The following is a 26161-nucleotide window of genomic DNA, read 5'->3' as shown; positions in this document are numbered from 1 at the left end:
CTCTAAAACAGTATTAACGCCGCACCTCACCAGAAGAGTAAGACAATAACCAGGATTGCCGCTGCCACCGAGAGGGCTAAGTAGTCTTCGATGCGCTCGGTTATAAACAGGGAGGAGCCTTCTTCCCCGTCGTTCAGGCTATACTTGTCTTCCTCCGGATAAAGCAAAGTCTCCCCTCCTTTTCAAGGTTGGCGCGGTATGAAAAGAATAACCACGATTAGAGCTACCAGAGCCTTTAAAAGCCCGACTACGGTGCCCACCAAAAACGGTGCCCCTCCTGCCCGGCGCAGATCAAGCAGGGAAATTTGCATCCCCTGACCGGCAAGTCCAACGGCAAAGAGCCAGCTGTAGAGGTGGCGAATAATGGTCAGCTCCCGGGATGGAGGAGAAGTAGGCCCCAAAAAACCAAACGACGTAAGAAAAACCATAACCAGAAAGCCCAAGACGAAAAGGGGGAACCGGTCCCAGATGCTGGTGTTAACGTTTAGATCGTCCTCGACCAAGTAATAGCGGCTGACATAGACCGCTAAAAAAAGGACCACAAAGGGAAGGAAGATCAGCCGGGTCAAGTTGTAAATCTCACCCGTTTTTAAGGCCAGGGAAGGATGAAAGGGTGTCCCGGGATCGAAAGTCAGGCAGAGGGCTAACACTTGGCCGGAGTTCATGATGCCCGTGCCCGCCCACACGCCAAACTGGTGCGGGCTCAAGCCAACCAGCGTTCCAACAAGCGGGAAAACGAAAAGACCCACGAGACCGAAACATATGATGGTGGCAATCGAATAGAGAACCTCGGTACTTTTAGCCCGCACCGCCGGAGCAGTCGCCAAAATGGCTGCGACGCCGCACACCGCCGTCCCGGCGGCCAAAGTGGCTGCAGCCGGCAGGTCAATCCCTACCTTTCTTGCTAACCAGAGGCTAAAAAGGAGCGTGAGAACAATAAAAGCAAGAATGATGATTACCGCGGTCGCCCCGAGTTTTGCCAGGTCCGCAGTGCTGTAAAGCGACCCCAGAAGAATAACTCCTACCTTAATAAAAAGACGGGAACTCCGGATGCCCGCTTTTGCCCAACGGGGTATGCCGAGTATATTCCCTACCAACATACCGATAAGGATAGAGATGAGGATATGGTTTACATGGAGAATCTCGATAAATACCTTTTTCGTCGCCGGATTAGCAGCAAGATAACTCTCCAGCCCAGGCCATGGTATCCCCAAATCGCCCCCGCCCCGAGCTAAAAAAGCAATAAAGAGCATCAGCAATATCCCGGGCAAAGTCTTCAAGATAGCGACCATATTCTTAATAGGCTCAGGCTCCCTAATTTCCGGTGCTCTCGACAACATTATATCAAAAACCGCCTCTTGTCAAAGAAAAGGACCCTGTCGCAGGGTCCTCTCTAAAAAGAATCTCAATGCACCAGGTGCAAATTTTATCTTAGATACTCGCCTAATCTTAGATATTAGCCCAGTAATGCCCGAAGATAATGGCCGACAAAATGTACCCGAGCGGTACGTTCAACGCCACACCAATAGTAAAAGCGAGGAACGGCTTCCACCCGAAGGTCGTCAGTTCCCGGAAGCGAGTGGTAAAACCAATCGAGAGGAAGGTAAAGACGAAAGTCCAGGTACGCAAGTCCTTAATCGGCCCGATAACCTGTGGTGTAAGCACCTTCTTGAACTCAGCCGGTGAGAACTGCATCGCAACAAAGGTGATAATTAGGGAAGCGACAAAGAAGCCGATGACGAACTTGGGGAAACGCCACCAAACTTCCATAGCGTTGACCCTTTCACCCTCGGCAGCCGACTTGCGTTCCCACACAGTTACCGCAATGAAGGCCATAATCAAAGCCCATAAACCGATCCAGATATCGCGGCCGACCACTTTCATGAGGGTAAAAGAACGAATCGCAGCCTCATCACCGATAGCTGCAGCAGCGGCAAATCCTGCCGCATCAGCAAACTCCGAAGTGCCGATCCAAGCGCCAGCTACTCCGGCAGGCAATCCGAACGATTTGCATACTAAGGGCAGAAGAAAGATCATTACAATGGCCCAAATGGTTACCATGGTTATAGCGATAGAAACGTGTTCTTTTCTCGCCTTCACCGCGCTGCCGAGAGCGATGCTCGCCGAAACACCACAAATCGAACCGCCCGCGGCAAGCGTGGCCCCAAACTCTCTCTCCAGCCCGAATAAACGGGTGGCAGCCCAGTAAATGCCCAAAAAGGTAGTGACCGCTACAATAGTAGCTTGGAGGAACGCAAGCGGACCAGCCTGGATGATCAGCGTGAAGGGCAGGGTCGCCCCTAAGAGCACAATACCCGTTTTGACGTAGAATTCGGTCCGGAAGGTAGTATCGAACCATTTCGGCAACTTGAAAAAGTTACTCACCAAAAGACCGAGCAGAAGAGCTAACAGAGGCGGCTCGAGGTTAAAGTCCTTAGCGGTTTTCCAGGAACCAACTACCAAAACCGCGATGGAAAGTACAAACAGGATGGTGAACCCCTTAATATACTCTTTCGCGTCGTAACCCATAATTTTACTGCTAACAGTGAAAAGAGCAAGGAAAACCAGGTACAGACCGATGTACCAGGCCCATTTCTCTGTAAAATGCTGCATAACGCTTCCAAAATCGGTCCAGGTGGGAGGCACTACCGCTAAGAGCTTAACTAACGAACTACCGCTCCAAAAGAAGAGAAGAGTAACGAGTACAATACCGAGCCCCATCCATATGGCCCAATAATCTTCCTTTTGCCACAATTCGGCCCATGCAGACTGCTTTTTCCCCGAAGCAGCTACCGCCCCAACGTGGTTACTCATCGCTCCCAAATCCTCCTTAAACTTAATTTAAGATCAGAAACCCCGCCTTCTACCTTTGTGCGTTTGTGCCCACTATCTCTTAAACCCGCAGATCACCCCCATGCATATTCGGCCTTCTTTTTACGTACAAATTATCGAATCGCTAACCGTGGAATCAACGGGCCAGCGCGCCATTGACAGTTTCGGACGTCAACCCGACCTAAAAGGCTCGCTGTGACGCCCTCTGTTAGGCACACGACTGAACTTTTTAGGTCATCTTAAAAACCAAAAAGCTCTCGCTCCGCTCTTATGGCGTCACTCCCAGAAAATCCCCGCAGGAGAACAGAGTGTCTTGATCGTATTGTTTTAACAGCACTCTCTACGCAGTGAAAATACCTTAGCAGGAACGTTATCCATGGCGCTCAACCTGACCAGAGAACAACAAATTCTTCTGCTCCTAATTGTGATAGTTTTACTTATGCTATTAATTGGCGCCGGATATCCCACAATTATCCAGTTACGCGAATTGGATAGGCAGTTAATAAGCTCGCTTAAGTGCCAGGAAATTACCGTTAATGTTAGCCGTTTAACAACCTCTGTAGAAGAATACCTCCTTTACGAAAAACCAGAGTCGTTAAGCGAGTCCCAACGCTATCTTAGCCAGACACTAAAAAGTGAACTGGAACTATATAATCTTGTAAGTCAACCGAAAAAACCGGCAGTAGAAGAACTCATCGCCTTGACTAGAACCTACAATTCTCTTGTCGAAAAGGAACTCTTACCGTCAGGGCTTACCGGTGCCAACAGGCAGGAAGTCGAACTTCTCCGGCAGCAATGTCAAGACCTTACCCGGCAACTCCTCCTTCAGGTAGCATCCATAAGTGAGGCAGCCCAAAAAGAAAGTGACAGCAATCTCCAAGATGCCCTCACTACCGTGAGAGCGAGGAGTTCGTTCGTTGTTTTTCTTTCCCTTTTATCCTTCGGAACCGTTTTAGGGCTACTCTTTCTCTTCTGGCTGGGCTTAAACGAGCCTCCGGTTCTACGCCATCTGGTAGACTATTACTTTAACGCGGTGATGGTAATTGACCGGCAGGAAAGACTGAAGTACATTAACCATGCGGCACTGCGGCTCTTCCAGCTTCAGCGGGATGCGGTTACCGGTAAAACGCTAGAGGAAATTTTACGGCTCTTCCCCCACTTACAGACGGTAATGGAGCCGGTTTACCAAGTTCTTTGCCAAAAAGAGCAGATAGCCGGCTACCGCGTAAATTACTCTGGTGAAAAAGCCAAGCTCTCCCTCGCCATCGACTACATCCCGGTTCTTATCCGGCGCAGGCCCGTAAGCGTCGCCCTCATGGTTAGGGATGCCTCCGAAAGGAACGAACATGCTCTGTTAGAGATCATGGAGGCCGAGAGGAAACGAATATCCACCGAGATCCACGACTGGATTGGCCGCTATATGTCCACCATTATTCATGGCCTGGACTACATCCTGCGGACGAAGCAGGGTCAACTTTCGCCGGCAGAAGAAGAAAACATTTTGATGCTGCGTACGCACTGCCAAAAGGCAGCAATCGATATGCGCAATATCATGAATGATGTTCACCCGTATCTAATCGAAAAAGTGGGCTTTATTCCGGCTCTCGAGTCATACGTAGCTAATTTCGAACGGATTCACAACCGGAAAGTCTATCTTTACTACCAGAAACAATCTCTCCCCCTAAGTATGGCCGCCCAGATTAACGTCTACCGGATTATCCAGGAGGCGCTGACTAACGTTGCCAAGCACTCTGCAGCTACAGAAATAGACATTTACTTCAGCGACAACAACGAAAACATAACGATCGAAATCATCGACAATGGCGGCATTAAAGAAACTCCACCAACACCCGGAAAAGGATTATGGGGCATGGCGGAACGCGCACGCTTAATCGGCGGCCAGCTTAGTTATGGTTACAAAGATGGCGGGTTTTGTGTTACCTTAACCCTGCCTAAAAAGGGGGGCGTGGAAGATGGAGAAGATCAGAATCATGCTGGTGGAGGATCATAACGTCTTCCGCGAGGGTTTGAAAAAGTTACTTGAAACCGAAGATAAATTTCAGGTGGTAGCGCAGGCCGACTCCTTCGCCCAAGCGTTAAAACATACGGACGGGAACGTAGATATCGTCCTCTTGGACATCGGCCTGCCTGATGGGGATGGGCTCGAACTCTGCAGTCAATTATTGAGCGCCTTCCCGCAGCTCAAAATAATCATTTTAACTACCTATGATGATATTACGTTAGTTCGCAAAGCATTAGAAAGAGGGGTCAAGGGCTTTGTACCTAAGTATGCGTTCTTCGAAGAAATCAAGTCGGCCATTCTCACCGTCTATAAAGGAAGCATTTACATCTATCCCGGCCTCCAGGCGCAACTACTCCTGGCAAACCGTGAACCTTGCCTTTCGGATACAGAAACCAACATCTTGCAGCTGATCGCTCAAGGCGAGAACCAAAAAGAGATCGCCGCTAAACTCTACATGAGCCTCTCCACCCTCCGCCGGAGAATTAGAGGTCTCTGTACCAAACTCGGGGTGAGCACCATTGAGGAAGCACTAGCGGTAGCTGCCAAGCGAGGTCTATTGCGATAGCGCTACCGATGAGTGAACTACGCTTGGTTAGCGTTTAAGGATGTGATATTATGGTAAGATCCGCCGCAACCAGAAACGCCATTTTCCTGTTTATAGCCGTCTTTTTCCTGAGTGCGATCACCGTGCTTTTTACGATGGAGTTCCGCTTCCTCAAAAAAATTATGACAAACTACGAAGAAAGTATCCGCCAGATCGCGATTAACCAAACGAATTACTTCCTCAGAGACCTGGAAGCGGTTACCGAAAGGGCAGCAAGGGAACTTGCCCGGCAGGACGAGAAAAGTACTGCCTTGGACAGGCTCACTACGCTCGACCCCCGGATTACTGGAGCGTGGATCATTGATGATAGCGGGGCTGTTATTTCCGGAACCTCTCGCGAAACTTTAAAACCCGAAAAAAAGTGGGTTCCCCGCGGTACTAAAACGTTAATCCTGGGCGTGGATAAAGACCAAACTGGCCAAATGACGGTTACGGCGGCCACACCATTCCGTAATAACTGGTTGGTGCTCGCTTACAGAGCTGCAGGTTTTCAGGAAGAAATGACCTTTAATTTCCTGAACACCGCCTGCAAAGTAGCTGTCTTCGGGCCAAACAATTATCCGGTCGTCTGGCCCTTTGAAAAAGAGGCGCTCAGTCATTTTTCTCACCATGAAGGAAGGCTACTGGTAGATGGTGTGTGGCACGAAGTCAGTTTCGCAAAGGTGGGCGAGCCACCCTGGAGCCTCTTTTTCTTCTTCCCGGAGAACAACCTTAATATCTACCGCACCATCACCATCATGTTCCTGCTTCTTGCCCTTTACTGTTGCCTTTATCAATTCCTGGTGGAACTATGGCGGGTAAACAGCGCGCTTTCCTACTTTGAAAACGTTGACTTCGCAATTTTCAATTATCTCAATGAAGGAGTCATCATTACCAATAATGCCGGACGGATCGTATTTGCCAACAAGGCCGCTCACGAAATCTTCAGCGAAAAAAAGAAGAGCTTGAAGGGGACGCCTTTAAAAGAAATTCTCGGGCATATCGGTGACGCTCAGAGCGGTGCAAAAACCTACGGCACCCTGACTTTTCAAATCTCGGACCGGCGCTTCGAAGCCATTCACGCCCCGCTGGTCAAGAAAGGTAAGGTTTTAGGGGCCATCACCGTTATTGGCTCAGGTGCTCAGGAAAAAACTTGTTTTAACGTTCTTAGCCGGCTAATTGAAACCCTGCCTATGGCCGTCATTTATATCGACAGGCACCACAAAGTCGCCCAGGCTAACCTCTTAGCCCGGTGCTACTGGGGCACCCTCGAACCCGGCCTCAGTATCGACGGGGTTGATCCCGAACTGGCCGGCTTCATTTACCGCAACATTGGCTCCCGTACAATTAAACCGGTAAAATTAACTTCCAGTAACACAACCGCCGAGGTAGTTTACGTCTATGATGAAGAAGGCAATTATAGCGGCGCGTTGGTACTCGTAACCACCCCGCCGGAAGTAAATTCCGTACTGTGAAGAGAGGGAGGCAAGGACAATGGTCGATTACCAGGTTACCGTTATTCTCAAACTCTTCGAAAGAACTTGGCTGCCGGATGAAGTCCCGCCGTTAGAGAGAATCCGGACGGCAACCCCGGTTCAACCCGAAGACATCTACAATTTAAGAAACTTTCTTGCCGAACGTTTGGCCCGGGTAGCCGCCATTACGCAGCTGCTACTCAACCGCGGCTGGCGCTCACGGGGGACCAAGGAAGCCGTTATCCTCGAAGGGAACGACCTGGAGGCTCACGAAGTAAAGGAGCTGTTACTGGCGAACGGTTTTAAGCCGTGCGAGTTCGAGATCAAACTCGATTACCGGCGAAAGTGGGGCTATATGTGATTGTTTCGAGCATCAAACCGGACGCGGGATTTCCCTACCCGCCCCGCTGCAATAGCTCCGCGTCGCTTACCCGGAGCATCATCTCCTCGCGGGTGATCAGCCCCGCAGCGTAAAGCTGGCGCAGGCTCTGTTCGAAGGGAAGCATCCCGTAGCGGGCGCCCGTCTGGATGGCGGAGGCTATCTGGTGGGTTTTCCCTTCCCGGATCAGGTTGCGGACGGCGGGCGTGGCTACAAGAACCTCCACCGCCAATACCCGACCCTGCCTGTCGGCGCGCGGCAGGAGCTGCTGCGCGATTACCCCCTGAAAAACGCCGGCTAACTGCACCCGCACCTGCGCCTGCTGGTGGGGCGGAAAGATGTCCACAATGCGGTTGACCGTTAGGGCAGCGTTAGGTGTATGCATCGTCGCCAGCACCAGGTGGCCCGTCTCCGCAGCGTTGAGCGTGATCGCGGTTGTCTCGAGGTCGCGCATCTCCCCGACCAAAATCACGTCGGGGTCCTCGCGCAGGGCGGCCCGCAGCGCGGTGGCGAAACTCTTAGAATCGTCACCGATCTCCCGCTGGTTGACGATCGAGCGGCCGTGGCGGTGGAGGTACTCGATCGGGTCCTCGAGCGTGATAATATGGCAGCGCCGCTCCCGGTTGATAAGGTCGATCATCGCTGCGAGCGTTGTCGATTTCCCGCTCCCGGTAGGCCCGGTCACCAGGATGAGCCCGTTCGGCCGGCGGGCAAGATGCGCCGCCACTTCTGGCAGGCCGAGTTCCTTAAGACTAGGGATCCGGGTGTTTAAAACTCTGATAGCGATCGCCGGGCTCCCCCGCTGCTTGAAGCAGTTAACCCGAAAACGGCCGAGCCCGGGCACACCGTAGGCAAAATCGACCTCCCCAACCTCCCAAAAGCGCCGCTGCCGCTCTTCATCCGCAAGCTGCCGCAGCAGCGCCACAATATCCTCGCGGGTAAGGGGCTTCGCCGCTTCCTCTCCTTGCAACTCCGTGCCGCCGGGCATTTCCCCTTGAGCCAGCGGGTGGAGTTCCCCGTTAATCCGCAAAACCGGCGGCACACCTACCGTAAAGTGCAGGTCGGAAGCCTTCCGCGCTACGGCAAGGGTCAAGAGTTCCTGGATCTCCAGCGACATTCCTCCGCCACCCTGAATGTTTCTTGGCTCCTCCCGAGCTTCAACCCGCGAACTATCCAACCTCGAACTTCGAACTTCGAACTAACAAACTTCGAACTAATTCTCCTCCGCGTAAGCCACCCGCATCACTTCTTCAATCGTCGTGACCCCTTTTAGCGCCTTGGCGATGCCGTCCTCGCGCAAAGTCCGCATTCCTTCGGCGATCGCCTGTTCCCGGATCTCCGCCGCCGGCGCCCGCTTTACAATAAGGTCCCTGACCGCAGGCGTCACCGTGAGCACTTCGCAAATGGTGGTGCGCCCCCGGTAACCGGTGTTGTTGCAATAACGGCAGCCCCGCCCCCTGTAGAGCGTAACCGGCGCGTCGTAATCGAGGCCCATAAAGAAACGGGGGCGCGCTCCCGGTTCAAGCTCGTAAGGCTCTTTGCAGCGCGGGCAGACCACCCGGACCAGCCGCTGGGCCGTGACGCCGAGAACCGTAGAGGCCACCAGGAAAGGCTCGATCCCCATGTCGAGGAGGCGGGTCACCGCCCCGGCAGCGTCATTCGTGTGGAGGGTTGAAAGCACCAGGTGCCCCGTCATCGCCGCCCGGATCGCGATCTCTGCCGTTTCCCCGTCCCGGATTTCCCCCACCATCACGATGTCGGGATCCTGGCGGAGGATGGCGCGCAAGCCGCGGGCAAAGGTGAGCCCGGCTTTCGGGTTCACTTGCACTTGGCTCACCCCCGGCAAAAGGTATTCTACCGGGTCCTCCACGGTGATCACGTTGAGCTCCGGCGCGCTGATTTCGGACAAAACCGCATAAAGGGTGGTGGTCTTGCCGCTGCCGGTAGGGCCGGTGATCAGAATCATCCCGAAAGAGCGCCGGATTATGTCTTTAAAACGCTGCAGGTTATCCTCTAAAAAACCCAACTGGTCGATACGCAAAAGCATCTTCCCTTTATCGAGAAGCCTGATGACCACTTTTTCGCCGAAAACGGTGGGCATCGTCGAAACCCGCAGGTCTACCTCTCGCTCCCGGTAGCGGATCAGGATCCTCCCGTCCTGGGGAACCCGCCGCTCGGCAATATCGAGGTCGGCCATGATCTTGATCCGGGAAACGAGGGGAAAACGGAATTTGCGCGGTAGGGTCATCGCGTCCTGCAGCATCCCGTCTATCCGGTACCTTACCCGGACATCTTCCTTCTGGGGCTCGATGTGGATGTCGCTGGCCTGCTCGTTAATCGCCTGGATGATTATCGAGTTGGCCAGGCGAACAATAGGGGCTTCGTCAACCGCCTCCCGCTCGGGCTGGTCGAGGTTAACCGCCTCCATCTGCACCACTTCTGGAGCATCGAGTTCCTCCAGCGCTTTCTCCAGCCCCGGAAGCCCAAAGTACCGCTGAATCGCCGCGTCGATATCTTTTTCTTTCGCTAGTACGGGCTCGATCTCAAGTCCGGTGGCCAAGCGCAAGTCGTCGATGGCCACCACGTTGAGCGGGTCGACCATCGCCACCACCAGCTTGTTGCCTTCTTTTTTGATGGGGATAACCTTGTGCTGGCGAACCAGATGCTCGGGAACGCTCTCGACAACGAGCGGGTTGAGGGGCACCGTATTGAGGTCCACCTGGGGCGTTCCGAGCTGGAACTCCAGCACATCAAGGATATCCTGCTCCGATACGTACCCGAGCTTAACAAGAACCTTCCCCAGCCGCTCCTTCGTCTGCTGCTGCACTTTGAGCGCCTCCTGGAGCTGAGCCGGAGTAATCAGTTTATTTTCGAGGAGAAAATCGCCCAGACGCCGTTGCTGCCCTAGTGCCTTAGCCACTAACTACACCTCCGCTTAAACCCGCCCCCAAACCCTACTTTTCGGTCAGTATTCAACCAGCACGGAACGCACTATATCGGCAGGCACCCCCCGGACAATCCGCACCTTGCCGATAGCCTCCGGAAGGATAAAGGTGAGCTGCCCCGCCGCCACCTTCTTATCCCGCCGCATCGCATCGAGGAGCGCTTCCGGCGCGATATCCGGCGGAATCGCGTCGGGGAGCCCGGCCCGCCGCACCAGCGCCGCAATCCGCTCCACCCCGGCCGGTTCGAAGTAGCCGAGCCGCCTGGCCAGCCGCGCCGCGAAGACCATCCCGATCGCCACCGCCTCGCCGTGGACAAAGCGCTCGTAACGGGTGGCCGCCTCAAGGGCGTGGCCGAGGGTGTGGCCGAAGTTGAGAATCGCGCGCAGCCCCTTTTCTGTTTCATCGGCAGAAACGACCGCCGCTTTAATCGCGCAGGAGGTCGCCACCGCCTGCTCCACTGCCGCATCCGAAAGCTTAAGCAGCGCTTCGAAATTCGCCTCGAGCCACGCAAAAAAGGCTGCATCGTGGATAACGCCGTACTTTATTACTTCGGCCAGGCCTGCCCGAACCTCGCGTAACGGAAGGGTGGCCAGCGTGCGCACATCCGCCAGCACAAAGCGCGGCTGGTAAAAGGCGCCGATCAGGTTCTTCCCCCACGGGTGGTTTACCCCGACCTTACCCCCGACGCTCGAATCGACCTGCGCCAAAAGCGTCGTCGGCACCTGCACGAAAGCTACACCCCGCATGTAGGTTGCGGCCAAAAAACCGGCGATGTCACCCACCACGCCGCCACCTAGAGCAAGAACGGTATCGCCCCGCTCCAATTCCGCACCAAGCGCCGCATCGTAGAGAGCGGCCACTGTAGCGAGCGTCTTGTACTCCTCGCCATCGGGAATCTCCGCCCGCCGCACCACAAAACCTACTGCCGCCAGGCTCTCCTCCACCGCCGCCGCGTACAGCGAGGCAACCGTCGGGTTGGTAACGACCAGTACCCGTTCGCCGCTTAAGTGGCGGCGGGCCAAATCCCCAACCTCCCGCAGGATACCTGGCCCAACGTAAATCGGGTAGCTGCGCGACCCGAGCGATACACTAACTTCCCTCATCCGCTAACGTCCCCATCTAAAAGATTTCGCTTCCTTAAATAGTCGTAGATGATCGCCGCCGAGCTGTCCGGGTCCTGCTTGCCCGTATCCACGGCAAAGTCGGCGATGCTGTAAGCTTCTTCCCGCGCCGCGAGAAGCTCGCGTACCCGCTCTTCTAGATTCCCTTTCAACAGCGGCCGCCGTTCCTTTTTGGCCTTAACCCGCCCAATGATCACTTCCGGGTCGGCGTAGAGTTTGATCAGCACCCCGTTTTGCTTCAGCAGCGCCACGTTCTCCGGATTGAGCACCATGCCGCCGCCCGTGGCGATCACCAATCTTTCGCGCTGGGTAAGCTTCCGGCAGAGCAAGTTCTCCTCCGAACGGAAGCGTACCTCCCCGTCCTCCGCGAAGATCCGGGCGACACTCTTGCCGGTCAAGCGCTCAATCTCGGCATCCGTATCGATAAACTCCCAGCCCAAGAGCCGCGCCAGTCTTTTCCCAATCGCCGTCTTCCCCGTCCCCATAAAGCCGATCAGCACGACATTTTTCACCGCGTCACCCGCCTCACACGCTCTTGCAAACGTTCCAGGGCCTCTTTAATTTCGGCCAGCGAATCGCCGCCGAACTTCTCCAGGCAGGCCCGCGCCACTTCCCAGGCTACTACCGCCTCGGCAATAACACAGGCCGCTGGCACCGCGCAGATATCCGAACGCTCGTAAGCCGCCTCGACCCGCTCCTTGGTGAAAATATCGATGCTCTTGAGCGGGCGCCGCAGGGTCGGGATCGGCTTCATCGCCGCCCGGATTACAATCGGCTCGCCGTTGGTAACGCCACCTTCAAGGCCCCCCGCGTTGTTGCGCTCCCGGTAAAAACCCCTTCCCGGGGCGTAAAAGATCTCGTCCTGCACCGCCGACCCCGGCAGAGAAGCGGCCCGGAAACCCATCCCGATCTCGACGCCCTTGATCGCCTGAATGCTCATCACCGCCTGAGCCAAACGGCCGTCGAGGCGCCGGTCCCAGTGGACGTAGCTTCCTATCCCTGGCGGGACACCGTAAACGCGCACCTCAAAGACACCGCCGAGCGAGTCCCCTTCCTCCCGCGCCCGGTCGATGGCCGCCACCATCGCCTCGCTTCCCGCCTTATCGGCGCAATAAACCGGGGACTTTTCAACCTTCCCCCGGATCTCCTCCGGCGGCGCATCAAACGGCGGCACCTCCACCGGCCCGATCCGGAGCACCTGGCCGGCCACCTCAATCCCCAACTCCTCTAACAACCGGCGCGCCACAGTTCCCGCCGCCACGCGGGCCGCCGTCTCCCGGGCGCTCGCCCGTTCCAGCACGTTGCGGAGGTCCCGGTGCCCGTACTTCAGCATCCCGGCGAGATCCGCATGCCCCGGGCGGGGCCGCGTAACCACGCGTTCGTCGAGGCGCGCTTCCGGGTCTGGCCCCATAACCTCCCGCCAGTTTGCCCAGTCCCGGTTGCTAATTTTCAGGGCGATCGGTGAACCGAGGGTGTAGCCCCCCCGCACACCGCTGAGGATCTCTACGCGATCCTCTTCAATCCGCTGGCGACCGCCCCGGCCGTAGCCTCCCTGGCGGCGCGCAAGCTGGCGGTCAATGTAATCCGCCGTGAGCCAAAGCCCTGCCGGTATCCCTTCTACTATAGTAAGCAACGCGGGACCGTGCGATTCTCCCGCTGTCAGGTAACGCAGCACCATCTGCCTCCCCCTTGAGATAGACGTTTAACCTTATACTGATAGAGCTCTGGGGTCCGTTCAACGTTCAACGCTAAAAGACGTCATACCAGACCGCAACCTCATGCACCTTCATAAACCCTAACCTTGAACCTCGAACGTAGAACGTAGAACGTTTTCGAGCGCCGCCCGCATCACCCCGACGGGCGCCTCCCGCCCCGTCCAAAGCTCGAAAGCTGCAGCCCCCTGATGCAGCAGCATCGCCATCCCGTTCTGCGTTGTCGCCCCTGCCGCCCTCGCCAGCCGCAAGAACCGGGTTTCCGGCGGGCTGTAGATGAGGTCCACCACAAGCTGGCCCGGCCCCAAAGCCTCCGGCGGCACCGGTGGGGCATCCTCTTCCTGCGGGTGCATCCCCAGGCTCGTCGTTTGAACAACCAGCGCCGCCTGAGCAACCACCTTTTTCCCGGCACCTGTCAGATCCGCCCAGGATAGCGCCGCCGCCGCTATCCCTTCAGCCCGCACTAGTTCAGCCAGTGCCGCAGCGCGGCTAAGGGTCCGGTTGAAGATGGTGATCTCCCCGACCCCGGCACGAGCCAGGGCCACTACCACCGCACGCGCCGCCCCGCCTGCACCAATAACTACCGCCGGGCGGCCCGCCGGGTCAAAACCCGCTTCCTGCAAGGCCCGCAAGAAGCCGGTAGCATCGGTATTATACCCTACAAGTGCCCCTCCACGGTTCACCACCGTATTCACGGCACCGATCAGCCGCGCCTCTTCCGCCACCTCGTCCAGCAGGGGCAGCACCGCCTCTTTGTGCGGCACGGTGATGTTGACCCCCGCAAGCCCGAGCGCCTTGATTCCCGCCACCGCCGCTGCAAGCGCCTCCCGCCGCACGTGGAAAGGGAGATAGACAAAATTAAGCCCCAGGGCGGTAAACGCCGCGTTATGCATCGCGGGCGAAAGAGTGTGCGCCACCGGGTCACCGAAGATGCCGGTAACCCTTGTTTCACCGTTGATCATGACCTCAGCACCGCTCTCCCGCGCCTAGCGACCGCCGCGCCCTAATAAAAGGAAGGAAAAGCTGCTCAATCCTGCGGGTTATAAGCCTGGTCAGGATGAAGTCGGGTCCCCCAAGCGGCGACACCAGGATGGTATAAAGCCCCATCCGGTTCCCGCCCAAGATATCGGTGAAGAGCTGGTCGCCGACCATCGCGGTTTCCTCCGGGCCCGTCCCGAGCAGAGCGAGAGCTTTACGGAAGGGCTTGCCGCGCGGCTTCACGGCCCGGAACACGCCGGGCACGCCGAGGCGGCGCGCCAGCGCTCCCCCTTTTTGCCGGCTGTTATTCGACACGATGCAGAGCTTAAAGCCTTCCCGCCGCATAGCGGCGAGCCAATCAAGTACCCGGGGCTCGGCCCATTCTTGCCCCCGGGCCACAAGCGTATTGTCCAGGTCTAGAATTAAAGCCTTAATACCCCTGCTCTTGAGAAGCTCCGGGGTGATTTCGAAAACCGAATCTACGTAGAGTTTCGGAAGAATAAGCCTCAGCAACGCCCATCCTCCCGTTTAAGGAAACGATCGCTTAAAAAAGCAGTCATCCCGGCAACATCCTCCGGATGAAAAACGCGCACCGGGAGGCAGACCGGTTCGCTGCTTACCACCGCTACCGTCCGCCCATCAACCGCCGCCTCTTCGCCCGGGACGAGGACCCGGACCTGAGGAATGGGCGCCTCCCGGTATCCCTCCACGATAACCATATCCACGTCCCGGCTCAGCAGCTTTATGGCCTCCTCTAAAGAAAGCTCCGCGCCATCCTGAAAGTAAAAGAAGCCGCCCGGCCCTACAAGCGCCGTCCTGGACGCACCTGCCCGCATGAACCGCTCGGTATCTTTGCCGGGCGTATCTAACAATGGGTGCCGGGTGTGCTTCAGGACGGCCACCCGGTAGCCCGCCTCCCGCAGGGTGGCAACCAGCCGGACAATCAACCCCGTCTTGCCTGCCCCTGACGTCCCGACTACGCCCAAAACAGGTACCGGCCAGGCCGTGCCCACTGTGGTGGGGGCCGGAGCCTCCCTGGCCGCACCGCGCTGCCAGGAGGCCTCAGCTGACCGGAGCCGCGCCAGATCCGCCGGTGTATTCACATTGAAAAAGACGCGCTCTATCCCGGGCCGCCAGGCAAAGTCTGCTTCCGTGAGGTACCGCACGCGCACCGCGGGGAAGAAGCCGGCCACCCGCCGCTCGCCCCGCTCCAGGATTCTGGTAATCGGCCCCAGACAGCTCTTGCGGTAGGCCGCGAAAAGCGGCTGCAACCTCCCCGCCACACACGGCACCGCCGCATCGAAGCCCTCCATCTGCCCGGCGATGAACGCCGCCACCTCCCCGTCCGCAAACGGCAGGTCGCAGGCCGCAACGAAAACCACCTCGTAGCGGGCCGAGACTAGCCCGGCGTGAATCCCGCCGAGTGGCCCCACACCTTTGAATATATCTTCCACCACCCGGTCAGCGTAACCCGCAAAAAGCCCGGTATCACCGCTGATAATCACCTCGGGGAATACGGCCCGCAGCGCCGCGACAACGTGCGCCACCAGCGGACGTCCATCGATCCGCAGCAGCGCCTTATTCTCTCCCATCCGGGTGCTTTTGCCGCCAGCTAAGACTAGAGCGGTTGCCCTCATATTTTAAGCTTAACCCAAAAAGGCGCCAACCGCCAGAGGGTTTAAACAAATTTCGCCCTGGACAGGCACGCGAGCAACACGGGGCACGTAATATAGTTGTGCGTCCGCACCCAGAGAATAACCGGCAAATAGAAACGGGAGGGATTGGATGCTGGCGCTAATGATCCCGGCTTTCAGCCTTACCGGTGACTTTTTCCTGCTCTTTGGGTACCTGACCAATAATTCTTTTCCCCAGCCCCTTACGCCGGACGAAGAAAAGAAATACCTCCGGCAGATGTTGCGCGGCGACGAAGCGGCCCGCAACATCCTTATCGAGCACAACCTGCGCCTTGTTGCCCATATCGTCAAAAAATACGAAGCTACCGGCTACGAGACCGAAGAGCTCATCTCGATCGGCACCGTAGGTTTGGTGAAAGCAATCAACACCTACAATCCCAAAAAAGGGACGCGCCTGGCCACCTACGCGGCGAAATGTATCGAGAATGACATGTAACTGACTATTCCTTACGGGAAATAACTCCAGCTATTCCGGTCTCTCCCAGACGCAGCACCACGGTCACGTTCACGCCTTCCATGCTCTTGTCCGGGTTGCCCGGCTTCGGCCTGCCCGTCACAATCACCTGGGCGACCAGCGCCCTCACCAGGGCGCGCTTCTCCTCGAACGAAAAGGAGTCCATCTCGCTCAAGACCTGCTTCGCCAGGGCGCGCAGCTCTTCCGCCTCGACCGCCGCCCTCTCCGCGGCACGGAGGGCCGCCTCGATCTCTTTCTTCCGGGCCTCCAGACGCTCCTTGCGCCGCTTCAGCTCGGCCAGCTTGCTCTTGGCGATCGCGTCGAGGTCGCAGAGGCCCGAGGCCAGCGCCGAAAGCACCGCTTCCCGGCCTTTCTCCGTCCGGGCAAGGAGCTCCTCGACGTTCTCCAGCTCGCGCCGGAGACCTTCCGCCTGCGGGGCCATCGCCGCCGCCTCCCGCGCGAGCGCGTCGGGGTCAGAGAGGACCTCCTTGACCTTCTCCCACACGGCCTGCTCCAGCCTGTCCGCCAGCACGTAGCGCGGCGGGCGGCAGCCGGTGTAGCCCGCGCACTCCTTCGTTTTGGAGCACGAATAGCGCCGGTCCTTCTTGCCCCACCACGCGATGTATACCCCGTGCATCGGCTTCCCGCAGTGGCCGCAGGTGATTATCCCCGAGAGCAGGTAGTCGTGCCGCCCCCTGTTGGCCCACAGGCGGCGCGCCTCCCGCAGTTTCTCCTGCGCCCTCTCCCACGTCGCGGCGTCCACTATGGCGGGGACGGGGACGGTCACGCCCCGGTAGCGCCACTCTCCCTTGAAGACGGGGTTCCTGAGTATCTGCCAGACGACCTGGCGCTTCCACAGGGGCGCGTTTTTGCGCGTGGGGACCCCCATCCTGTTGAGCCTCTTGGCGACGCCGACAATGCCGATATCCTCCGTGGTGAACCACTCGAACATCTTGCGAACGAACTCGGCCTCTTCCTCGACCACGGAGACCTTGCCCGTTTCCGGGTCGTAGCGGTATCCGTAGACGTTGAAGCTTATAGGAATGCCGCCCTCGCGGGCCTTGCGGAGCTTGCCCCGCGTGGTGCGGCGCTTTATAGTCTCCCGCTCGTACTCGGCTATCGAAGCGCGGATGTTGAGGAAGAGCCGTCCTTCCGGGGTGTCCTGCCAGGCGAAGTCGAGGAAGACCATCCGGACGCCCGCCTTCTCCAGCTCGTCCATCAGCAGGAGCTGGTGGACCAGGCGGCGCGACAGCCGGTCGAGGTCGCGGCAGACCACCACGTCCACGCGGCCTTCCCGCGCCGCATCGAGGAGCGCGTTGAGCCCCGGCCTGTCGAGCGTGGCCCCGCTCACCCCTTCGTCGGCGAACTCTATTATCTCGACCGCGCCAAGCTCTTCAGCTTTCTTCCGGCAGGCCTCGCGCTGCTCCGGCAGGGAGTAGCCGCGCAGCGCCTGGTCTTCCGTGCTCACTCGGACGTAGATCGCTGCGCGCACCGCTCTTCCCGCACTCCCTTCTTCTCCAGGACCTTCTTCGCCAGGAGGCGCAGGGCGTCCTTCAGCCCGTCGCCCCCGCCGCAGGAGACGCGGATCGAGATTTTGACCGCTTCCTTTGGTTTCTTCGCCGCCAACCATCTCATCTCCCCTTGAAATTCTACGCGCCCGGCGGTTTGTCCTACCACCAGGCCTCTAAAAAAAGAAAGAGGCGCGGGATGGGATCCCGCGCCCCGGGAGTGATCTTGCGGTGGTGCTGGGCTGTATCTACGAAAGGAAAACCGGGCGAAAAGTTTCGCCCGGTAAAGCCCAGGGTCGTGAAAAAATATTTCTCTATTCAGGTAGACCTAAGATTGAAATCAAATCTCGTTTAAAACTTTCATACTCTTGGCTCCCGTCAATAAGTAAATTACTTATTGCATAAAACCGATTTGTGCTTGGTGAGCGCATCCGGGCCGTTTGTTCGTCAACCGGAACCCCTATTATAGTCCAGCGCAAGACACCGCTTGCGGATAGCTTTAAGTGGCTTTTTTCTGCCTCGCCCAATCTATTGTGGATATTAGAAGGGTCGCTACCCCCTTTTACTTCTATCGCTAGCAGGTGCCGGTATTGGTTTCCAGAACGCTCGCTAACCAGTATATCCGGGTCGGAGCCAAAACGTATTCTTACCCGCCGCCCTGCCGCGTTGCTGAATTCGATTTCATTTCCCTTTTCCTGGAAACCATTAGGGTTTTTAGGTTTAACAATGTTCCCGATTAGCTCTCGGACAACAGCTACCGCCTTCTGGCCGACAATTACTCGGTAGCTTCCGTCCAATTGCGCCCCCAGAGTTAGTAAGGCAAGTTCATGGAAGAAATCTTCAGTGATGTTATCCTTGCTGGTAAATGCGCTCAACAACCGTTCTCCTGCCTCGATAAGCATTACACAAAGATCCCGGACTTCGTTTTCCGAAACAGTAACGTTTTCTCCTTTTTCAATTTTAATCCACTTATCCAGACCCTTCCTGCCGTACTCTTTTTGGGAAATTCCTAGGACAAGTCGGTAGTAACCCGAAATAGTCGGTTTTTCTTTAATCAGGCAGGGCACGGCAAAAAGGACTTCCCCGCGCAGGCCGAATGCGCCTAATTTATTAAGGGCGTTTGTGTTGACCAAATCGTGAAGTTCGCGGTCAATAGCCTGGACTCCTACTTTCTCCACGGCTTCCCTTAAGGCGTCACGCAGAATTTTCCCACGTTCGGACTTTAAGCGGCCGATCACCCACATTTGTTTTGTGGGAATCAAGGTTTCCACAATTCAGGCCTCCGTTTCGGTTTCGTTTTTTAGGATTGTGGCGTAAGGAACCAGTCTTTTTTCGGCCAACGCGCAATATTCAGGGTTTAACTCAATTCCGATAAAATTTCTTTTGTGTTGCAAAGCGACTAATCCTGTAGTGCCCGATCCCAGAAAAGGGTCAAGCACAAAATCGCCCGGTTTTGATCCGGCAAGGATACAGGGTAAAACAAGAGACGGAGGAAAAGTTGCAAAGTGAGCTTCTGGATAAGGTTCGGTATTGACAACCCAAACGGAACGCTTATTTCGATAACCTTTACCGGAAGCCGCAGGTTCGAGAATAGCTTGGTAATCGTAATAATAACGTTCGTTTTTAGTAAGCAGAAAAACGTATTCATGAGCAATAGTTGGCCTATCTTTAACACTTTCAGGAAGTATATTGGGTTTAAACCAGATAATATCCGCTCTTAAATACCAGCCGTCTTCTTGTAGCAAAAAAGCCAATCGCCACGGCAAACCCAGGAGATCTTTCGGTTTTAGCCCTACCGGGGTAGGAGGCCTGAAAGGCAATCCGCGCACCGTGTGGCCGTTATCCGTCTTTTTGTCGGGCGCCCGGTAAGTCCTGCCTCCGCTGGTGTATCCGTCGCCTATATTCAACCAGAAAGTTCCGTCGGGTTTTAAAACCCTTTTTACCTCCTGGAATATCTTAACAAGTTTATCCAAATATTCGTTAATGTCCATCTCTGTCCCGATCTGACCGGGAATCCCGTAATCCCGAAGCCCCCAGTATGGCGGCGAGGTAACGCAAGTCTGAACGGTGTCTTCTGGTAGCTGTTTTAGTGCAGTTAAGGCATCCCCGTTTATTATGTACGATGTATCTTTGTTAATCCTAGAAAGCAAAGAAGGGGGGCCGATAACGATAGTATTTTCTTTTTGTTTTTTTTCAGTGTAGTATAAAGGATCGAACAAAGTTGGTTCCATACTTCACCACACCTGCCTATGCTTTTCTTGCTGTTTTCTCACTCCCACGCGATTTTCTCTACCGCCGCCTCCAGGTCGGCCTTCCCCGGCCTGGTGTAGCGCGCCGTGGTGTTCAGGTTGGAGTGCCCCGCCAGCATCGCCACCCGGTCCAGGCTTTCCCCGGCGTCCACCAGCATCTTGCAGAAGGTGTGCCGCAGCCGGTGCGGGGTGACCTCCACCCCCGCAAGCCTGCCGTATTTCGCCAGGGCTTTTTCCGCCGCCCGTCGGGTCATCGGACCGCCGTTTTTGCCGGGGAAGAGCCACTCGCCCGAAAGGCCCGACAGGTATTCGCCCAGAATGCGCCGCGCCGTGGCGTTCAGGGGCACCTCCCGGCATTTGCCGCCCTTGCCGTATCGCACCATCACGTGGCCGGACCGCTCCCGGATAACCACGTCCTGCGCCCGCAGGGAAATTGCTTCCGACACCCGCAGCCCCGCGTGCAGGAGGAGTGCGATCAAAGCCTGCTCCTTTTTGCTCCCGTGCTTCTGCACCGCCCGCACCAGGGCCCCCAGCTCCCTCCGGGAGAGCCACTTCGGGGGCGATTTCTCCTCCGGCAGCCGCTTCACGCCTTCCGTCGGGTCGCTTTGGACGATGCCGGCCTCCTTCGCCCAGGCGAAGAAGGACCCGATGGCGTCCAGGGCGTTGTTGACCGTGGCGGGCTTCCTGTCCCTGTTCTGCAGGTGCCGCCGGTAGTCGGCCACGTCGAGCGGGGTGACCGCCGCCGGGTCGGTCTCGCCATAGGTCCCTTCCACCCAGGCGAAGAACCGGCGCAGGTGCCCGAGATACACTTCGACCGTGCCCGGGGAAAGCCCTTTCGCCAGCAGCTTGTCCCTGAAACGGGTGAACGTGTCCATCACATTATGCATTCGACGCAGACCTCCTTTCTCCTTTTGCGAACCAAAAATTTGCCGTTAGGGGCCTCTTCCGGCCTCACTTTTGCGCCTTTTTCCGCCTGTTTGGTTCACAAAAGGAACGTTTTGTGGACTGTAAAGGTCTGTTTTTGTCGTCGACCTCCGGTGGCGCGGTTTCTCCTGGAGATCGACGACACCTCTCCGGCGACGGCCGCTTGCCGCGCAATCCCTTGCGCCGTGCCGGTTTCTGGGATTTCGCGTTCGGCTTGAAAAAATTTTTTCGGTCGAGCAGGAATTTTGTTAATCGTGGCGAAAGTCTATTAACGGTAACCCTTCGACGGGTTTTCAGCCTACCTATGAGGGATTGAAACTTTTGTCCTTCCGCGCAAAGCGCATCCACCTTCGCAGTTTTCAGCCTACCTATGAGGGATTGAAACCCCAACGGCGCTAATTGTCAAAGAGCGTGTGTATGTAGTTTTCAGCCTACCTATGAGGGATTGAAACGCAAATAAAGCCTTTGCGACCTTGGTTGAGGTGGGGTTTTCAGCCTACCTATGAGGGATTGAAACCGTCCAGCCCCCGGAGGCCCGCTGGGCCGACCTGGGGGTTTTCAGCCTACCTATGAGGGATTGAAACTGGGTTTACCCTCCGACCGTGGCCCACAAACTCAAGTGTTTTCAGCCTACCTATGAGGGATTGAAACGTGGCTCCTCCTCCGCTACCTCCTGCACCACACAAGTTTTCAGCCTACCTATGAGGGATTGAAACCGCAGTTCAAAGCTGCGGACGAATGGGGTTATGCGGTTTTCAGCCTACCTATGAGGGATTGAAACCGCTTCGTGGTTCGCGGGCTGCTTCTGGTCGGGTGGGTTTTCAGCCTACCTATGAGGGATTGAAACCGGCTTTGATCCGCAGGGTTTTGAGCGCAGGTATCCAGTTTTCAGCCTACCTATGAGGGATTGAAACCGCCACTGGCCAAGGCCCTTGTAACGCCCGTAGTCGGTTTTCAGCCTACCTATGAGGGATTGAAACTGGCGGAACAGATAGCCGAAGCGACCGGCAAGGATGGTTTTCAGCCTACCTATGAGGGATTGAAACTGGGTACGAGATCACGCCTCTGGTCAGGGTAGATAGCGTTTTCAGCCTACCTATGAGGGATTGAAACAGCGCGACCAGGAGATCGTGGCTGAGGCTCTGGCTAGTTTTCAGCCTACCTATGAGGGATTGAAACCCGGAAGGCCGGCCAATCAGCACCTCTTTTGTCCGGTTTTCAGCCTACCTATGAGGGATTGAAACCGCAGGACCTCTTCTAGTTCTCGCACCCGCTTAAAAGTTTTCAGCCTACCTATGAGGGATTGAAACGGAGGAACTTCGATAGCAGGGTTAACCGCCCTGCCCGTTTTCAGCCTACCTATGAGGGATTGAAACTCTGGCACATCCTTAAACATACCGCTAATTACCTCCTGTTTTCAGCCTACCTATGAGGGATTGAAACGCCGGTCGAGCAGCCGCCGAAGGTGCGCCCTGGAACGTTTTCAGCCTACCTATGAGGGATTGAAACGTGCCGTAGTCCTGATACCACTCCAGGGTTACTTCGTGTTTTCAGCCTACCTATGAGGGATTGAAACGCTACACCAAAACCCTGAACCTGAGCACTACGGAAAGTTTTCAGCCTACCTATGAGGGATTGAAACAGCATATTCCTCCTCCTTCCTTACCGGGGCCGACCTGTTTTCAGCCTACCTATGAGGGATTGAAACGCACAGGAGTTGCTGGCGGCGTAATCTTCTTTACTAGTTTTCAGCCTACCTATGAGGGATTGAAACAGAGTAGCTATAATAGTGCCATAGTTGGCAATGTTTGGTTTTCAGCCTACCTATGAGGGATTGAAACCTCTATCTCTCGCGCTGCTGCTTTGGCGGCGGCGAGGTTTTCAGCCTACCTATGAGGGATTGAAACAGCAGGGGACGGTAAATTCGCCGGCCCGGTAGCCAGTTTTCAGCCTACCTATGAGGGATTGAAACGCCAAAGATTCACGCCAGCAGCAAAGGCTATCAGCCGTTTTCAGCCTACCTATGAGGGATTGAAACGCTGCCAGTAAGTGCGTTCACCACCAAGGAGCTTACGTTTTCAGCCTACCTATGAGGGATTGAAACACTACAACTTACCTCTATTGTAAACCCCCTATGGAAGTTTTCAGCCTACCTATGAGGGATTGAAACGGTCAAGCGGTTGACTCTTGAGTTTGAGGAGGTGTAACAGTTTTCAGCCTACCTATGAGGGATTGAAACCTTCGTTCACGCAGTCCCAGTTTGCCAATGCACCTACGTTTTCAGCCTACCTATGAGGGATTGAAACGTTCAACACAATGTTCAACGCCAGCAGAATCAGATAGTTTTCAGCCTACCTATGAGGGATTGAAACCTTGCGCCGTGTAAAGCGATTTAGTCAGGAAGCTCAGTTTTCAGCCTACCTATGAGGGATTGAAACCGTTCGGGGATGATGTAGAGGCAGCTATGGAGAAGGGTTTTCAGCCTACCTATGAGGGATTGAAACCTTGGCGTAGCCATTCTCGGTATCGTGCTGGCGGTGGTTTTCAGCCTACCTATGAGGGATTGAAACCCACGTCCTTAAACTCGATTAAGTCAAGGACGTTGTAAGTTTTCAGCCTACCTATGAGGGATTGAAACCGTCCTCCTTGCTGAGCCAGGCGTGCCGGCCAGACTTGCGTTTTCAGCCTACCTATGAGGGATTGAAACCGTCTAAGTGGCGGGGTAAATGGGAGGTTTACGGAGTTTTCAGCCTACCTATGAGGATCAAAATTGGCGGCGGGGGCGCGCACCCGCACCTCCGAATTTTACCCCCGCCGCTTCTTTCCCGCTACGCCCCCTTCGCCCGCCGCTTCCGCATCAGCTCCCGCTGCTTCGCCCTGCGCCGTTGTTTGGCGCACTCCGGGCAGCGCTCCTGGCGGTTGTTCGCGGGCGCGAACGGCTCGTTGCAGTCGGGGCAGAGCTTCTCTTCGCGTTCCTTTTCGGTCTCTCTCGGGGCGGCGACTGTTGTCCGGCACCAGACGCAGGCGTAAACCGCCTCCGGTTCCGGCTGCTTCGTTACCACTCTCCCACAAACAGGGCACCGCAGAAACCCGTCTTCCTGGAGGGCCGCTTTCCCCTCGGCCACCCGGTAAAAACGCAGGCAAGAAGGGCAGGTCTTCAATCCGCCCGGAGAGACGAGTTCCTTTCCGCAGGCGCACCGGAAGGAGACGAAGCCCGGCGGGAAGCGCAAGGGACGTCTTTCCTTCGAGCGGGAAAACACCTTCCCACACCTCGGACAGGCCACCCGCTCCCCCGGAGCGGGGAGTTTTAGGGAGCGCCCGCAGGAGCACTGAAACGGGTCGGGCATCCCCTCCGGCAGCTCCGCCCACTGCCCTTCTTTCCGTATCGCCGCCGCGATCCTTTCCCTCTCGGCTTCCCAGAAACGCCGCTCCGCCTCCCGGCACTCGCCGCAGTACCGCTGCTCGGCGTGGAAGGGGGTGAAATTTCTACCGCAGACCAAACACCTCACGTCCATACCTGCTCACCCTCCTTTTTAGTTTTCTAATTGCTAACGCGCTCAAACCCGCACGACTCTAAGGTTTGAGGGCTTTTAAAAGAAAAACCCTCAAACCCGCACGACTCTAAGGTTTGAGGGCTTTTTACAAAATATGGGAGCAAATTTTGGGGGTAGACGGCGCGAAAAACAGGCGGGTAATGGTTTTATACGTCCGGCTTTAAAACGTTGCCGTTCTTTCGCTGGTGTATTGCCCGCAAACCCGCATCGTTCTAAGCTCCGCAGGCGTTTTCAGAAACGGCGCGGACTACTCCGTTTTCGGGGCATTTTTTGACGCCTTTCTTCGCTGCCTTGGCCACGGCTTTGACCTTCTCCTCCGGCCCCGCGAACTGCCAGGCGAACGCGCCCTTGCTTTTCAGGTGGTAGTAGGTGGCCATCGGGCGCAGGTTCGCCTGCCGGGCCGCCTTCGCCGCCTCCGGGTCCTCGGTGTAGAGGGCGCAGGTTCCGCCTCCCAGGGACCAGGCGCAAGTGTTCACCAGCCTCGCCTCCCTTCCTTGAGCTTTCTAAAATCGAGTAGGAGGGGGCGGCTAGCCCCCGTCCGCTCACACCACCCGGCATGCGGGTCCGCACCGGGCGGTTCGCCAAGCTTGACGAATGTTACGGTAACGTGCGGTCAAACTCATCAGGCCCTGGGCCTCCCAGTAGGTGTTGCCCAGGGCTCTATTCATCGGCCCATGGGACATCCGCCACGGCCCTTTACGGGCGTTGGCGAAGTGGTGAACCACTTCTTCTGGTAGGCCCAAAGCGCGCAGTTCGCGGTAGCGGGTGCAGACTCGCTTCCACTGCTTCCAGAGGCACATCCGCAGGCGGCGTCTCATCCAGCCTTCGATGCTCTCAAAGACGCTGGGTGTTTCAGCCAGGGCGAAATATCCCATCCAGCCGCCCATATAGGCGTTAATCCGCTTAATCCGCTCTTCCATGCTAACGGGTTTGCTCCGGGAAGTGAATTCCCGGATTTTATTCTTGACCCGCTCGATGGTTTGCGGAGCCAGACGAACGAGGACTTTCCCCTGGTTCTTGTACATGCTGAACCCCAGGTACTTCAGTTTCCACGGCCGGTCTACCGCGCTCTTGTGCTCGTTGACCTTGAGTTTTAACCGTTCCTGCAGGAAGTTCCGGATACTCTCCATGACCCGTTCTCCGGCCCGTTGGCTTCTGACGTAGATGTTACAGTCATCAGCGTAGCGGACGAATTTGTGTCCCCGCTTCTCCAGTTCTTTGTCCAGGTCATCCAGAAGGATGTTGGCTAGCAACGGACTTAAAGGGCCGCCTTGCGGGGTTCCTTCTTCTGTCCTCACCGCCACCCCATTTAGCATGACCCCGGCCTGGAGGTAACGGCGGATGAGCTTCAATACTCTCTTGTCCGTCACTTTCCGGGCCACTCGGGACATGAGGATGTCGTGGTTGACCCGGTCGAAGAATTTCTCGATGTCCAGGTCCACGACCCAGCCGTATCCTGCCTCCACGTATTGCCGCGCTCTTCTAACCGCGTCGTGTGCTCGCTTTCCGGGTCTGAACCCGTAGCTTGCACCGGAAAACGCGGGGTCGAAGATGGGCGTCAATACTTGCAGGAGGGCCTGTTGGATCAAGCGGTCCAAAACGGTGGGTATCCCTAATAGCCTTGTGCCTCCGCCCGGTTTCGGGATTTCGACCCTGCGGACAGGCTGGGGCCGGTAGGTCCCCTGAAGGAGTTCTTCACGAACCTGGGGCCAGCGTTCTCGTAGGAGGTC

At 56.4% G+C, this 26161-nt stretch carries 23 protein-coding genes, 1 pseudogene and 1 CRISPR repeat array; of the genes and pseudogenes, 5 read left to right on the top strand and 19 right to left on the bottom strand.

From position 1 onward, the window contains the following. Positions 1 to 26: 26 nt before the first annotated feature. The 3 genes from EDD75_RS11070 to EDD75_RS00105 all read right to left on the bottom strand — a co-directional run bounded on the left by EDD75_RS11070 (position 27) and on the right by EDD75_RS00105 (position 2814). Positions 27 to 167 carry a hypothetical protein gene (locus EDD75_RS11070; RefSeq protein ID WP_170157633.1) on the bottom strand — a complete coding sequence of 47 codons (141 nt, stop codon included), beginning with the start codon at positions 165 to 167 and terminating at the stop codon, positions 27 to 29. A 15-nt stretch (positions 168 to 182) separates the two neighbouring features. Then, the gene (locus tag EDD75_RS00110) at positions 183 to 1340 is read right to left on the bottom strand and encodes a YeiH family protein (protein ID WP_211328020.1); all 1158 of its coding nucleotides are present in this window, start codon (positions 1338 to 1340) and stop codon (positions 183 to 185) included. A gap of 109 nt (positions 1341 to 1449) precedes the next feature. Further along, a complete protein-coding gene (locus tag EDD75_RS00105) occupies positions 1450 to 2814 on the bottom strand; it encodes a YeiH family protein (protein ID WP_123926264.1) in 1365 nt (454 codons plus the stop codon). Between the two features lie 394 nt (positions 2815 to 3208). Between EDD75_RS00105 and EDD75_RS00100 the strand changes: the two genes are divergently transcribed. Genes EDD75_RS00100 through EDD75_RS00085 form a run of 4 tightly spaced genes read left to right on the top strand, consistent with a single transcriptional unit; the run spans position 3209 to position 7274 of the window. Continuing rightward, entirely contained in the window at positions 3209 to 4843 is a 1635-nt protein-coding gene (locus EDD75_RS00100) for a sensor histidine kinase (protein ID WP_123926261.1), read from the top strand. Continuing rightward, positions 4806 to 5420 carry a response regulator transcription factor gene (locus EDD75_RS00095; protein WP_123926258.1) on the top strand — a complete coding sequence of 205 codons (615 nt, stop codon included), beginning with the start codon at positions 4806 to 4808 and terminating at the stop codon, positions 5418 to 5420. The genes EDD75_RS00100 and EDD75_RS00095 overlap by 38 nt, the downstream gene beginning before the upstream one ends. A gap of 50 nt (positions 5421 to 5470) precedes the next feature. Next, positions 5471 to 6913: a PAS domain-containing protein gene (locus EDD75_RS00090; RefSeq protein WP_123926255.1), complete on the top strand. Its 1443-nt coding sequence runs from the start codon at positions 5471 to 5473 to the stop codon at positions 6911 to 6913. Positions 6914 to 6932: 19 nt separating this feature from the next. Beyond that, positions 6933 to 7274: a hypothetical protein gene (locus EDD75_RS00085; RefSeq protein ID WP_123926251.1), complete on the top strand. Its 342-nt coding sequence runs from the start codon at positions 6933 to 6935 to the stop codon at positions 7272 to 7274. Positions 7275 to 7308: 34 nt separating this feature from the next. Here the strand turns inward: EDD75_RS00085 and EDD75_RS00080 are convergent, their stop codons facing one another. The 8 genes from EDD75_RS00080 to mobAB all read right to left on the bottom strand — a co-directional run bounded on the left by EDD75_RS00080 (position 7309) and on the right by mobAB (position 15685). Next, a complete protein-coding gene (locus EDD75_RS00080) occupies positions 7309 to 8403 on the bottom strand; it encodes a type IV pilus twitching motility protein PilT (protein ID WP_211328066.1) in 1095 nt (364 codons plus the stop codon). Positions 8404 to 8505: 102 nt separating this feature from the next. Next, entirely contained in the window at positions 8506 to 10212 is a 1707-nt protein-coding gene (gene gspE / locus EDD75_RS00075; RefSeq protein ID WP_123926245.1) for a type II secretion system ATPase GspE, read from the bottom strand. Between the two features lie 45 nt (positions 10213 to 10257). Then, the gene (aroB, locus tag EDD75_RS00070) at positions 10258 to 11340 is read right to left on the bottom strand and encodes a 3-dehydroquinate synthase (RefSeq protein ID WP_123926242.1); all 1083 of its coding nucleotides are present in this window, start codon (positions 11338 to 11340) and stop codon (positions 10258 to 10260) included. Beyond that, positions 11337 to 11870: a shikimate kinase gene (locus EDD75_RS00065; RefSeq protein WP_123926239.1), complete on the bottom strand. Its 534-nt coding sequence runs from the start codon at positions 11868 to 11870 to the stop codon at positions 11337 to 11339. The genes aroB and EDD75_RS00065 overlap by 4 nt, the downstream gene beginning before the upstream one ends. Then, positions 11867 to 13030 (bottom strand): chorismate synthase, encoded by a 1164-nt coding sequence (gene aroC / locus EDD75_RS00060; protein ID WP_211328065.1) that lies wholly within the window; start codon positions 13028 to 13030, stop codon positions 11867 to 11869. The genes EDD75_RS00065 and aroC overlap by 4 nt, the downstream gene beginning before the upstream one ends. A gap of 123 nt (positions 13031 to 13153) precedes the next feature. Next, entirely contained in the window at positions 13154 to 14032 is an 879-nt protein-coding gene (locus EDD75_RS00055; protein WP_123926236.1) for a shikimate dehydrogenase, read from the bottom strand. A gap of 4 nt (positions 14033 to 14036) precedes the next feature. Next, a complete protein-coding gene (locus EDD75_RS00050) occupies positions 14037 to 14561 on the bottom strand; it encodes a YqeG family HAD IIIA-type phosphatase (RefSeq protein ID WP_123926233.1) in 525 nt (174 codons plus the stop codon). Continuing rightward, positions 14555 to 15685 carry a bifunctional molybdenum cofactor guanylyltransferase MobA/molybdopterin-guanine dinucleotide biosynthesis adaptor protein MobB gene (gene mobAB, locus EDD75_RS00045; RefSeq protein ID WP_123926230.1) on the bottom strand — a complete coding sequence of 377 codons (1131 nt, stop codon included), beginning with the start codon at positions 15683 to 15685 and terminating at the stop codon, positions 14555 to 14557. Before mobAB ends, EDD75_RS00050 begins: the two co-directional genes overlap by 7 nt. A gap of 148 nt (positions 15686 to 15833) precedes the next feature. Between mobAB and EDD75_RS00040 the strand changes: the two are divergent. Then, positions 15834 to 16175, top strand: a pseudogene (locus tag EDD75_RS00040) (sigma factor); the annotation flags it as partial. Positions 16176 to 16182: 7 nt separating this feature from the next. Here the strand turns inward: EDD75_RS00040 and EDD75_RS00035 are convergent. The 8 genes from EDD75_RS00035 to ltrA all read right to left on the bottom strand — a co-directional run. Next, complete coding sequence (locus EDD75_RS00035; protein ID WP_123926223.1) at positions 16183 to 17688, bottom strand: recombinase family protein; 1506 nt, start codon at positions 17686 to 17688, stop codon at positions 16183 to 16185. After that, on the bottom strand, positions 17661 to 17822 hold the full coding sequence (locus EDD75_RS11065) for a hypothetical protein (protein WP_170157631.1): 162 nt from the start codon (positions 17820 to 17822) through the stop codon (positions 17661 to 17663). The genes EDD75_RS00035 and EDD75_RS11065 overlap by 28 nt, the downstream gene beginning before the upstream one ends. Before the next feature lie 196 nt (positions 17823 to 18018). Then, positions 18019 to 18975: an XcyI family restriction endonuclease gene (locus EDD75_RS00030; RefSeq protein ID WP_123926220.1), complete on the bottom strand. Its 957-nt coding sequence runs from the start codon at positions 18973 to 18975 to the stop codon at positions 18019 to 18021. 3 nt (positions 18976 to 18978) lie between these two features. Next, positions 18979 to 19935, bottom strand: coding sequence for a DNA-methyltransferase (locus tag EDD75_RS00025; protein ID WP_211328019.1), 957 nt, complete (start codon positions 19933 to 19935; stop codon positions 18979 to 18981). A gap of 38 nt (positions 19936 to 19973) precedes the next feature. Beyond that, positions 19974 to 20840: a tyrosine-type recombinase/integrase gene (locus EDD75_RS00020; RefSeq protein ID WP_245963006.1), complete on the bottom strand. Its 867-nt coding sequence runs from the start codon at positions 20838 to 20840 to the stop codon at positions 19974 to 19976. Between the two features lie 326 nt (positions 20841 to 21166). Further along, positions 21167 to 23584: a CRISPR direct-repeat array (repeat unit 30 nt; unit sequence GTTTTCAGCCTACCTATGAGGGATTGAAAC). A 121-nt stretch (positions 23585 to 23705) separates the two neighbouring features. Then, positions 23706 to 24392 carry a hypothetical protein gene (locus EDD75_RS00015; protein ID WP_123926217.1) on the bottom strand — a complete coding sequence of 229 codons (687 nt, stop codon included), beginning with the start codon at positions 24390 to 24392 and terminating at the stop codon, positions 23706 to 23708. Between the two features lie 251 nt (positions 24393 to 24643). After that, positions 24644 to 24907, bottom strand: coding sequence for a hypothetical protein (locus tag EDD75_RS00010; RefSeq protein WP_123926214.1), 264 nt, complete (start codon positions 24905 to 24907; stop codon positions 24644 to 24646). A 66-nt stretch (positions 24908 to 24973) separates the two neighbouring features. Beyond that, positions 24974 to 26161, bottom strand: a 1188-nt coding sequence (ltrA, locus tag EDD75_RS00005; RefSeq protein WP_123926212.1) for a group II intron reverse transcriptase/maturase, incomplete at its 5' end; no start/stop codon positions are given.

It is taken from the genome of Thermodesulfitimonas autotrophica (genome assembly GCF_003815015.1).
Taxonomy (GTDB): domain Bacteria; phylum Bacillota; class Desulfotomaculia; order Desulfotomaculales; family Ammonificaceae; genus Thermodesulfitimonas; species Thermodesulfitimonas autotrophica.
This window is presented reverse-complemented; position numbering and strand designations above follow the sequence as displayed.

Bases quoted from the DNA above. Each gene is read 5' to 3' on its own strand.
- EDD75_RS00055 (WP_123926236.1), bottom strand. From the start codon at position 14,032: ATGATCAACGGTGAAACAAGGGTTACCGGCATCTTCGGTGACCCGGTG.
- EDD75_RS00025 (WP_211328019.1), bottom strand. From the start codon at position 19,935: ATGGAACCAACTTTGTTCGATCCTTTATACTACACTGAAAAAAAACAA.
- EDD75_RS00105 (WP_123926264.1), bottom strand. From the start codon at position 2,814: ATGAGTAACCACGTTGGGGCGGTAGCTGCTTCGGGGAAAAAGCAGTCT.
- EDD75_RS00110 (WP_211328020.1), bottom strand. From the start codon at position 1,340: ATGTTGTCGAGAGCACCGGAAATTAGGGAGCCTGAGCCTATTAAGAAT.
- EDD75_RS00090 (WP_123926255.1), top strand. From the start codon at position 5,471: ATGGTAAGATCCGCCGCAACCAGAAACGCCATTTTCCTGTTTATAGCC.
- EDD75_RS00085 (WP_123926251.1), top strand. From the start codon at position 6,933: ATGGTCGATTACCAGGTTACCGTTATTCTCAAACTCTTCGAAAGAACT.
- EDD75_RS00015 (WP_123926217.1), bottom strand. From the start codon at position 24,392: ATGGACGTGAGGTGTTTGGTCTGCGGTAGAAATTTCACCCCCTTCCAC.
- EDD75_RS00100 (WP_123926261.1), top strand. From the start codon at position 3,209: ATGGCGCTCAACCTGACCAGAGAACAACAAATTCTTCTGCTCCTAATT.
- EDD75_RS00020 (WP_245963006.1), bottom strand. From the start codon at position 20,840: ATGCATAATGTGATGGACACGTTCACCCGTTTCAGGGACAAGCTGCTG.
- EDD75_RS00095 (WP_123926258.1), top strand. From the start codon at position 4,806: ATGGAGAAGATCAGAATCATGCTGGTGGAGGATCATAACGTCTTCCGC.
- aroB (WP_123926242.1), bottom strand. From the start codon at position 11,340: ATGAGGGAAGTTAGTGTATCGCTCGGGTCGCGCAGCTACCCGATTTAC.
- mobAB (WP_123926230.1), bottom strand. From the start codon at position 15,685: ATGAGGGCAACCGCTCTAGTCTTAGCTGGCGGCAAAAGCACCCGGATG.